The organism is Gammaproteobacteria bacterium, from assembly GCA_013001575.1.
Taxonomy (GTDB): domain Bacteria; phylum Pseudomonadota; class Gammaproteobacteria; order Steroidobacterales; family JABDMI01; genus JABDMI01.
The window spans coordinates 1-9,971 of sequence record JABDMI010000132.1 but is presented as its reverse complement, the minus strand read 5'-3'; the positions used below and the strand labels follow the sequence as shown (position 1 = coordinate 9,971).

Genomic DNA, 9,971 nt, shown 5'->3' with positions numbered 1-9,971 from the left:
ATTTTAAGCGAGTGTTTCCATTTTGCATGATGCTCTCCTGTTTAAAAGCTTAATTGATTCATAATTATTTGATCAGGTTTTTCAAATCCGGGTCAGCTTGCATGGCTTTGTCAGGGTAGCCATTACGCAATGCAGCTTGAATGAATTTTGCAGCCGCCTGTGGCTGATTATTTTCTTTCGCAACCAAGGCGGCGGAATATAAAACTTCCGGACTGTTCGGGTTTAATTGCCGTGCCAGATCGATCTTATCCTGGGCTTGGTCAAAATCACCAACGCGCGCGAGATACGCCCCAAGCTGGGCCAGTATCACGGAGTCTTTTGGATTGATCATTAATTGTTTTTGCGCTTGTTTAATGGCAGTTCGGTAGTGTTCGTCAGCATGTTTGGCACACGAGGGGACCCAGCGGCAGGTATCTGCCAGATTTCCGTGAAACAGGTTATCGGCAACATTCAGATCAACCGCATGTTGAAACATGGCCAGGGCCGCCTCGTATTCGCCTTGATAGTAATAATTGGTGCCGGCATTACTGTAGGCATAGGAGTTTGGTGCCAGGGCAATGGACTGGCGGAAGACCTCAGCGGCTTTTCCGAATTCACCCAGGTAAAAATACACCCCGCCCAGATTACTGTAATGCCGATCGTTGTCAGGCTGTAATTTAATCGATTGTAAAAACTCTTCTGCGGCACGCTCAAAGCGCGAGTTATTAAACATGATCACACCCAGGTAAACATGTGAGTCCACATCGTCGGGTTGTAAGGCGATAGCGGTTTCCATATTGTCAACGGCCGCATCAATATCGCCCAATTCTGAATAGGCTTCAGCACGCCCACGATAGGCACGTGCAAAGTTGGGACGCAGATTTACCGCCTTGTTAAAAGATCGCAATGCCTCGTCAAACTTGCCCTGGGCAATGTAGAGGTCTCCTTTAGAGATCAAAACCTGGGGCGCGTCAGGATCAAGCTCTTCGGCTTGTGAACAGGCCGCAATCGCCAGATCGATTAAATTGTTATCCAGGGCCTGGGAGTAATGCCGGGTAAAACTTTCACAGCGGCCGGCATGGGCTTCGGCAAACTTGTTATCCAGGCTTAAAGCCGAATCAAACAAGTCGATCGCAGCGGTAAAGTCTTCGGGAAAACCGGCCTCACGTAATTTGGCACGACCTTGCAGATATAGATCGTAGGCATCAATGTTTGCGGTACCAACTTTGCCAACCTCGCTGTCAGCCATCAAGTTTATGCGTAAGGCGTCCACAATAGCTTTGGCAATATCTTCCTGCACGGAAAAAATATCATCCAGCTCACGGTCATAGGTTTCCGACCATAAATGAAAACCATCACTGGTGTTGATCAATTGTGCAGTAATGCGAACCTTGTCCCCGGCGCGTCGGACACTGCCTTCCAGGATGTGATCGGCATTCAGTTTTTCTCCGATCTCGCGCAAGTCGGCTTGTTTGCCTTTCCACGCAAATGAGGAGGTGCGTGCAACCACTCTCAGCCCATCCACCTTGACCAGTGTATTGAGAATCTCTTCCGAGATGCCATCGGAAAAATAACTATTAGCCTGATCGATGCTCATGTTGGCAAATGCCAAAACCGCAATACTTGGCAGGTCCGCTATTTTTGGTCCGCTTTTTATTGAGGTCGCTTGCGGTGTTGATTGGACAAGTGCCTGCTGATCGTCTAATTGAAAAGTATCAATATTGTAGTTTGCGTCATTATTGATAAATCGATCTACCCCAAACAGGGCAATGGCGAAGACCAAAAGTATTATGGTTACTATGTCGAGTTTTTTTGCGGTGAGATTGGTGTAACTCTCGTCGCGCTCAAGGTCTTTTTCATGTTGGATGCCTTCCGGCGTGATCTCGTACACCCAGGAAAAGATCAAGGCCGGAAAAAAGCCGAGTAACAGGATGGCGAAGAGTAATTTATTGGCCGAGGTGTCGAGTTCTAGCGTGGTGAACAATACATTACCAACCTGGATCAAAAGCCAGGCCACGACAATGTAGGTTACCGCCGTTCGAACCACATTGCGGCGTTTGAGCTCTTTAAAAAAACTCATATTGGCCTCGATCTAAATTGCAATCAGAAACCGGAGGATCGATACAACAACCTGATCGCTGACAAGTGAACTTGCCAGTTAGCAATCGGACATTTTGTGCAACAAACCGCCTCATGACCGCTCCAGGTGTACAGATTCTGCTGCGTTTGCAGCACTGTGTGTTTTTGTTGTTGTGAGCTTACTGATTATAGACGCATTTAAGTCGAAATGCCGGAACATTCTCCGCGCATAATCCTGAATGCAGACTGGAGGTTAACGCCTTAAGGTTGAGCAGCAATGGCTTTGGATTTGCCGGCGCTTTTATTTGCCGCTTGTTGTGATTCTTGTTGCAGACTGGCTAATTGTTTTTTTATATTGGTTTTTAATGCATCGCTTTGCAAGAGTGAAGAGATACTGACGAACTCGTATCCTTGCTTTTTGAGTTGGGGAATGTGTTGCTTGAGCAAAGCCAGTGTTTCCGGAAACGGATGGCCAATGGCAATGGCATAGCCTTGTTTATTGGCAATGCGTTTGAGCTTTTTGATCTGCGCCTGCATGTGTGAGTCTTCAAGCTCCCGATCCAGAAAGACATCACGCCGTGCAGTGGCAATGTTGTTGGCATCGGCAATTTGATAGGCAATACTGAATTGTGAAGTGAAACTGTCAATAAAGAACAGTTCTTGTTGACGCTCGCGAGACATTTCCTGCAAGGATTGCATCAGCCAGTGCATTTGGTCGGGCAACTGGGTAAACAGAGAGCCCATGTGGTTATTCACGCCCTGGACGTGGGGAACCTCATCCAGCGCTTCGGCTATTAGCGATTGAAAATCTTCGCGCATCATATCGATGGATAATGTTTTGTCAGTCATCAGGCTCATGGCCTTGCCCGGCTGCATGGGTAGATGTAACAAGATGTCGCGATCTTTATTATGGGCAAGTTCGGCCAGTTTTGTCGCGTGTGGAGTGAAAGGCAGGATAGCCACACTCAAGGGGATCTCAAGGTTTAGCGTATCTACGCCTGCTTTATATTTATGCCCCAGGTCATCGATAATAATGGCAATCTTTTTAGAGCTTGCAGCTTGTTTTGTTTCGCCGGCAGTAGCCAACAAGGGATTACCCAGGCACACTAAAAATAAAACTGCACTAAAAAATCGTCCCATCCATGCATCACTCGACATCCAGAACCTCTTGATGATCGATGTCCATGGCTAATTGGTCACGTGCGGTCACACGATTGAGGTATCGCCAGGCGTGTAACAAAACCGGATCTTTTATCGCCATGTGCTGTGGCAAGATTTTGCTGTTGGTATTTTTCAGGTCAGTAATGCTCATGCGTAACTCGCTATTGGCAACCGTTATATTGGGACGTATGCCGCGTTCGTTGATCGAAAGACCTGACGGTGTGTAATATCTGGAGGTAGTCAGTTTCAAGGCTCCGGAATCTATCGGGATAATGGTTTGCACCAGTCCCTTGCCAAAGGATTGTTCACCTAACAAGATCGCACGATCCTGTTCTTGCAAGGCCGCAGCCACAATTTCAGCCGCCGAGGCGGTTGCGCCATTGATCAAGACCACCACCGGGATGTCGGCAAAAGATTCACCGACCTGGGCCTGAAACACAAAATCCGCATCACTCGCGCGCCCGTTGGCACTCACAATCGTACCGCTGTGTAAAAACAGGTCAGCAACTTCAACCGCAGAAGTTACCAGGCCACCCGGATTATTTCGCAGATCAAGCACCAGTCCATACAGGGAATGTTCAGTGAGCAAGAATCTGTCCAGGATATTTTGCAGATCCGAGGCGGTGTTCTCATTGAATTGGCGAATGCGAACATACGCAATGGCTTCTGCTTTTGGCGTATTGCTCAGGCTGCTCTTGTTGGCCGGGGTAATCAGAAAACTTTCAACACTGGCAATAATGATCATGTCACGCGTTAGTTGTACATCAAAATTCTCGTCGCCACGTTGCACACTCAACGCTAAGACCGAATTCACAGCATGACGAATTTCATTTAACAGATCAGCCGCTGGCAGTTTTTCTATGTCCTGACCGTTCACGGCCACGATCAGATCGTCAGCTTGCAAACCAATACGTGCAGCCGGTGAATCATCAAGAACCGAAACCACGGTGATCGCACCATCCTGGGATTCAATTTCAATGCCAATGCCAAGATACTCACCATCGGTTTGCTGCACCAGATTTTGATAGGTTTGTTCATCAAGATAGCGGGAGTGCTCATCCAGACGGGTAAACATTCCTTCCAATGCCGCTTCTGCCAACTCCTGAGGAGAGATCTCGTCAATATAGTCACTTCTCACCTGTTGCATGGCTTGCCCGATGAGTGCTACGGTTTTATCCATATCGGTTTCAACAGGCTGCGGGGCTGGTGCGGAGCGATTTTGATAAACCACAAACAGGCAGGCCGCAAACAGACCCAACAACATACCGATGCTGAAGGCAGCAGGGCTGGGCCGGCGTCGTCGAGACTGGTTTGCAGAAGGGGTTTGGCTAAGAAGTTCGCTCATGTGCTTATTCTAAGCGGTGGGCAAGGGCAAAGACCAGAGGTCTTTGTGAAAGTGTTGATTTTATTAGTGATTTTGTGATGAATTTGGCTTTTTAGCGCATCACGGCTGGCGCGTTTTGAACCAGGATTGCGGATTAAGCGCTGATTTTCCCCGCCGGATCTCGAAATACAGACCGGTTTTACTCATTCCGCCACTATCCCCAACCGTGGCGATAACCTCACCCGCTTCCACCCAGGTGCCCACTTCTTTGAACAACATTTCGGTATTGGCATACAGAGTCAGATATTTGTCACCATGGTCCAGAATGGTGATCAAGCCGTGTCCGGGTAACCAGTCGGCATACACCACGCGTCCATACGCCACCGCCCGAATCTCGGTGTTGCGTTGGGTGGCGACAAACACGCCTTGCCATTTGGCTTTTTGGCCTCTTATCCTAGGTTGACCGAAGCTGTGATGCAGGCGGCCTTGTACCGGCCAGACCAATTTGCCACGAAAATTTTTAAATGCTTGCTGACGGGTGTCGGGAAAACTTTCCAGGGTTTTTAGTAATTCGCTCACAATCTGGTTAAGGGCTTTTTCTTGTGCAGCCAGACTTTGCATTTCCCTGGTCTGGTCCTTGATATTGGCGGCCAGCTGCGCGACCAGAGTTTGACGTTGCGCGCGTTGTTTTTCCAACTCTTGCAGCGATTCACGGTTTTTACTTTGTAATGCCTGCAAATTGGATTTTTCAAGCTTGGCTTTGTCGAGTAAACCCACGTAAGTTCTGACCTGTTCGGTCATCAGATCGATCCGGGTTTCCTGTGCTTGCATGATGTGTTTGTAATAGACCAGATGTCGACCAAGTTTGCCGGGGTCTTGTTCATTGAGTATCAGCTTAATGGCCGGGGTTTGTTGGTTTTGATACGTCAGTTTAAGCATCGCAGCCAGTTGTTTTTGTTGCTCACCCATGCGACCCAGGGCAGCATCCTGTTCTTCTTCAAGCGCTGCAATCTTGTGATTACTTTCAGAGATGCCTTGTTGATTGAAGCGAATGGATTTTTGCGTACGCGCAATGTCCTGGTCAATTCTTTCCATCATCGCCTGCGAGGCGTCGCGTTGACGGGTATCTTTACGGATCTGTTTTTGTAAATTATTGATGCGTTTTTGCAGTTTGCGCAAATCACTTTGCTGTTGCTGCAAGCTGGCCGCGTGCGTCTCGGTCGACCAGCCGATCACGAGACTGGCAATAATCAGCAGTCCGAGAATGTGGTGAAAAATTCTGACGAAATAACCTGCCTTGCTAAAAGCCCTGTAATTGCGATTGGTAGTTAGCAAGTATTGTGTCATTAATCAAAACGAATCAGATTGCGCCCCGTCATTTCAGGTGGAACCTCTAAACCCAGAAGGTTTAAAACAGTGGGTGCGATGTCGGAAAGTAATCCATTATCGGCGAGGCTTGCGGCACGACCAAGGTACAGTAAAGGCACCACATTGGTGGTGTGCGCCGTATGCGCCTGACCGGTCTCATGGTCGGCCATTTGCTCGGCGTTACCATGGTCAGCCGTGACCAACAGTTCTCCCCCAACATCTTTAAGTGCTGTGGCCACGCGTCCCACACAAGTGTCCAGAGCTTCGATGGCTTTGACCGCGGCCTCGAAAATTCCGCTGTGCCCGACCATATCAGCATTGGCGTAATTAACCACAATCAAGTCGTATTTTCCGGAATGGATCGCGTCAACCAGTTTATCGGTCAGTTGCGGGGCATGCATTTCAGGTTGCAGATCATAAGTTGCCACTTTAGGTGACGGCACCAGCACCCGGTCCTCGTTCTTAAACGGAGTTTCTTCACCGCCATTAAAAAAGAAAGTGACATGGGCGTATTTTTCAGTTTCTGCAATGCGTAATTGCTTGAGGCCAAGGTTTGAGATGTACGCGCCCAGAGTATTGCTCAAGGTGACCGGCGCATAGGCAACCGGCGCCTGGATATTTTTCTGGTATTCCGTCAAACACACGAATTCGGCAAGCTTGGGACGTTGCTCGCGCACAAAGCCGTGGAACGCGTCATCGGTAAAACAATAAGTCAACTCACGTGCGCGGTCGGCCCGAAAGTTCATAAAGATCACACTATCACCGTCTTCGATGGTCACGGGGTTTTGTGCCTGGTGCATGATCGCTGTGGCTTTTACGAATTCGTCATTCTCATCACGCGCATACGCCGCCGCCAAAGCGCCGACTGAACTGGTGCTGCGATACGCTGATCTGGCTTCGGTGTACAAGGCATAGGCTTGTTCTACCCGTTCCCAACGATTGTCCCGATCCATGGCGTAATAGCGACCGATAATACTGGCCACATGCCCACGTCCGGCTTGTTTAAACAAAGCCTCGGCTTTTTCCAGCGAGGCTTTGGCGCTGCGTGGCGGGGTATCGCGACCATCCAGAATGGCGTGTAAATAGACCGGTCCTTGCGTATTTGCGAGAGCGTGCTCGAGCATCGCAAAAATATGTTCTTCATGACTGTGTACCCCGCCAGGCGAGAGCAAACCGATCACATGTACGGCGTGACCCTTGGCCTTTTGCAATGCTTGATTTATAACCGGATTTTGCTGAAAGCTTCCTTCTGCAATCGCCTTGGTGACCCGGGTATAGTCTTGATACACCACCCGGCCGGCGCCAAGATTGAGATGTCCTACTTCGGAGTTGCCCATTTGACCGTCCGGCAAGCCGACTTTTTCACCAGAGGTATGAATAAAGCTGCGTGTGCCGCTTTGCCATAATCGGTCCCAATTCGGGGTGTGGGCGGCAAGGATAGCGTTGTTTTCGGGTTCTTCGCGATAACCCCAGCCATCCAGAATGGCCAGTACGACCGGTTTATTAGCATTTTGCTTGTTGTTCATACGTCCGTTTCTTGTTTATACGCGCTAAGGCGTGGTTAATTCTTGGGCTTTCCAGGTATACACACAGTGAGAACCCGGCTGACTTGGTATAATTGCCTGCTTTATCTGCTCATCAGGCATATTTATGTTGGAAAAATTACCCGAATTTCTTGGCAATCATCCTTTATGGGCCAGCGCGGCGTTTGTGATATTTGCGTTGATCATTATAAATGAATGGCGCATTCGCACACGAGGTTTTGCCAGTGTGTCGCCACCCGAGGCAGTTCAACAAATTAATCAGGGCGCTACGGTTCTGGATATTCGCGGCGACTCCCAGTTTCAAAAAGGCCATATCCTGAACGCCGTGCACATGCCAGCCGGGAATGTTGGCGATGCGGTAAAAAAGATCAGCGACAAAGACCAAGGCGTCATTGTGTGTTGCGAGAATGGCATTCAGGCCTCGCGCGTGGCCAGTGTTTTGGTAAAAGACGGGTATGCAAATGTATCCATTCTGCGCGGTGGACTGCAAGCCTGGGTTGACGACAAGTTACCCATTGATCAATAACACCAAGCCTAAAAGAAAATGAATAACATCGATACACTTACACAACAAGCCGACATTACAATGTACAGCAAAGACTATTGTCCTTTTTGTGTACGCGCTAAACAATTATTTAAACACCTGGGGGCAGAATTTACCGAATACCAGGTTGACGTCGAACGCGACAAACTGTCTGAAATGCTCGAGCGCAGTAATGGCGCGCGTAGCGTGCCGCAAATATTTATAGGCGAACAACACATCGGCGGTTATGACCAGTTATACGAATTACATCGCAGTAAGCGGCTTGATGCCTTGCTGTTCCCCTAACAATCAATAATTTAACATCTACAACTATCTAACAACTATATAAAAGAGACTACTATGGCCGAAAATGAGAATAGCCCGGAAAACCTTGACAACAACGCTGCCAGCGGTGAACAGGCGCAAGCACAGAGTTTTGCAATTCGCACAGTCTACCTAAAAGACTGTTCCTTCGAGTCGCCGAATACACCGGCGATCTTTTCCCAGAACATGCAGCCCAAGATCAATGTCAATGTGAACAGTGGTGCCAGTAATGTGCAAGAGAACCTGCACGAAGTGGTCCTGACCTTGTCGGTCACGGCGCAATTCGAGAACGATGACAAAACCGTATTTCACTCTGAAGTGCAACAGGCCGGTTTGTTTGAATCCCAGGGTCTGGACCCACAACAATTGCATCAATTACTCGGTACGTTTGCGCCCTCGCAACTCTTCCCTTATGCGCGTGAGGCGGTAAACAATCTGATCAACAAGGGTGGTTTCCAAAGCGTGCCTTTGCAGCCGATAAATTTTGACGCGCTGTATGTACAACATATGCAACAATTGGCGGATCAACAACAAGCGGCGGCCGGACAAAATCCGCCACAAGGTAATGCTTGATCTCGCAATTGCGATAACTCACAGCTAAGGAAACAAGCAATGGCAAGAAATCGATCATTCGCGGTGTTGGGAGCCGGTTCCTGGGGAACAGCGCTGGCCCTGCAACTGGCCAGAACTGACCATGAGGTGCATCTCTGGGGGCACCTGGAATCAGAGATCAATCCTTTGATCGCCGACCGGGAGAATAAATTTTATTTGCCCGGTTGCCCCTTGCCAGACAACATCACAGCGACAACGAATCTGGGCCTGGCCATCGCCAATAGCCGTGACATACTCATCGTAGTACCCAGTCATGTTTTACGTATTGTGCTTGAACAGATCAAACCCCTGTTGCGTGAAAAACAAAGAGTTAATTGGGCCACCAAAGGTTTTGAGCTGGATAGCGGTTTATTGCCGCATCAGGTGGTCAATGTTGTGTTGGGCAAAGGCCATCAAGGTTGCGTGATATCCGGACCAACCTTTGCCAAAGAAGTGGGAGCCGGATTGCCGTCCGCATTAACCATTGCTTCAGAGGATAAAAAACTGGCCAAACGCATCGCCAAGCAAATGTCGAATGATCATTTTCGTGCCTACACCAGTAAAGACATTACCGGTGTCGAGATCGGTGGCGCGGTCAAGAACGTGATCGCGATTGCCGCCGGTGGTTGTGATGGTCTGGGCTTTGGTGTGAACGCCCGGGTTGCCGTGATCACACGTGGCTTGGCCGAGATCATGCGTCTGGGCAAGAAAATGGGGGCCAAACCAACGACTTTTATGGGCTTGTCTGGCATGGGGGACCTGGTATTGACCTGTTCTGATAACCAGTCACGTAACCGTCGCATGGGCCTGGCTTTGTCGGCGGGTAAAGGCATCGAAGAAGCTCAAAAAGAAATCCAACAAGTGGTCGAAGGTGTGCAAGCCGCCAAAGCGGTGCACCAAATGGCGACCAAACTCGGTATTGAAATGCCTATAACCGAACAAGTGTATAAAGTCATTTACGAAAACCTGGCGCCGCAAGAAGCCTTCCAGAATCTAATGTCAAGAGAGTTGGGCAAAGAATAGGTTTTCGATTGGTTCTCGATTGCTCGAGACTTTCAAAAGCATAAAAATTTCATTG

9 protein-coding genes are annotated in these 9,971 nt (G+C 48.9%); 4 read left to right on the top strand and 5 right to left on the bottom strand.

Annotated features, from left to right (window positions below; translation table 11 throughout):
* Positions 1-64: 64 nt before the first annotated feature.
* From HKN88_10780 to HKN88_10760, 5 genes are all read right to left on the bottom strand, one after another.
* The gene (locus HKN88_10780) at positions 65-2,059 is read right to left on the bottom strand and encodes a tetratricopeptide repeat protein (GenBank protein ID NNC98541.1); all 1,995 of its coding nucleotides are present in this window, start codon (positions 2,057-2,059) and stop codon (positions 65-67) included.
* A gap of 260 nt (positions 2,060-2,319) precedes the next feature.
* Positions 2,320-3,216: a divergent polysaccharide deacetylase family protein gene (locus HKN88_10775; protein NNC98540.1), complete on the bottom strand. Its 897-nt coding sequence runs from the start codon at positions 3,214-3,216 to the stop codon at positions 2,320-2,322.
* Positions 3,206-4,564 (bottom strand): S41 family peptidase, encoded by a 1,359-nt coding sequence (locus tag HKN88_10770; GenBank protein NNC98539.1) that lies wholly within the window; start codon positions 4,562-4,564, stop codon positions 3,206-3,208. The genes HKN88_10775 and HKN88_10770 overlap by 11 nt, the downstream gene beginning before the upstream one ends.
* A gap of 99 nt (positions 4,565-4,663) precedes the next feature.
* The gene (locus HKN88_10765) at positions 4,664-5,878 is read right to left on the bottom strand and encodes a peptidoglycan DD-metalloendopeptidase family protein (protein NNC98538.1); all 1,215 of its coding nucleotides are present in this window, start codon (positions 5,876-5,878) and stop codon (positions 4,664-4,666) included.
* An 11-nt stretch (positions 5,879-5,889) separates the two neighbouring features.
* Positions 5,890-7,437, bottom strand: a complete 1,548-nt coding sequence (locus tag HKN88_10760) for a 2,3-bisphosphoglycerate-independent phosphoglycerate mutase (protein NNC98537.1) — start codon at positions 7,435-7,437, stop codon at positions 5,890-5,892.
* A gap of 124 nt (positions 7,438-7,561) precedes the next feature.
* On the opposite strand from HKN88_10760, the gene HKN88_10755 reads away from it, so the two are divergent.
* The 4 genes from HKN88_10755 to HKN88_10740 are packed head-to-tail and all read left to right on the top strand — an operon-like array spanning position 7,562 to position 9,916.
* On the top strand, positions 7,562-7,981 hold the full coding sequence (locus HKN88_10755; GenBank protein ID NNC98536.1) for a rhodanese-like domain-containing protein: 420 nt from the start codon (positions 7,562-7,564) through the stop codon (positions 7,979-7,981).
* 18 nt (positions 7,982-7,999) lie between these two features.
* Positions 8,000-8,284 (top strand): glutaredoxin 3, encoded by a 285-nt coding sequence (grxC, locus tag HKN88_10750; GenBank protein NNC98535.1) that lies wholly within the window; start codon positions 8,000-8,002, stop codon positions 8,282-8,284.
* 54 nt (positions 8,285-8,338) lie between these two features.
* A complete protein-coding gene (gene secB, locus HKN88_10745; GenBank protein NNC98534.1) occupies positions 8,339-8,875 on the top strand; it encodes a protein-export chaperone SecB in 537 nt (178 codons plus the stop codon).
* A gap of 39 nt (positions 8,876-8,914) precedes the next feature.
* Positions 8,915-9,916, top strand: coding sequence for an NAD(P)-dependent glycerol-3-phosphate dehydrogenase (locus HKN88_10740; GenBank protein NNC98533.1), 1,002 nt, complete (start codon positions 8,915-8,917; stop codon positions 9,914-9,916).
* The last annotated feature ends 55 nt before the right edge of the window (positions 9,917-9,971 follow it).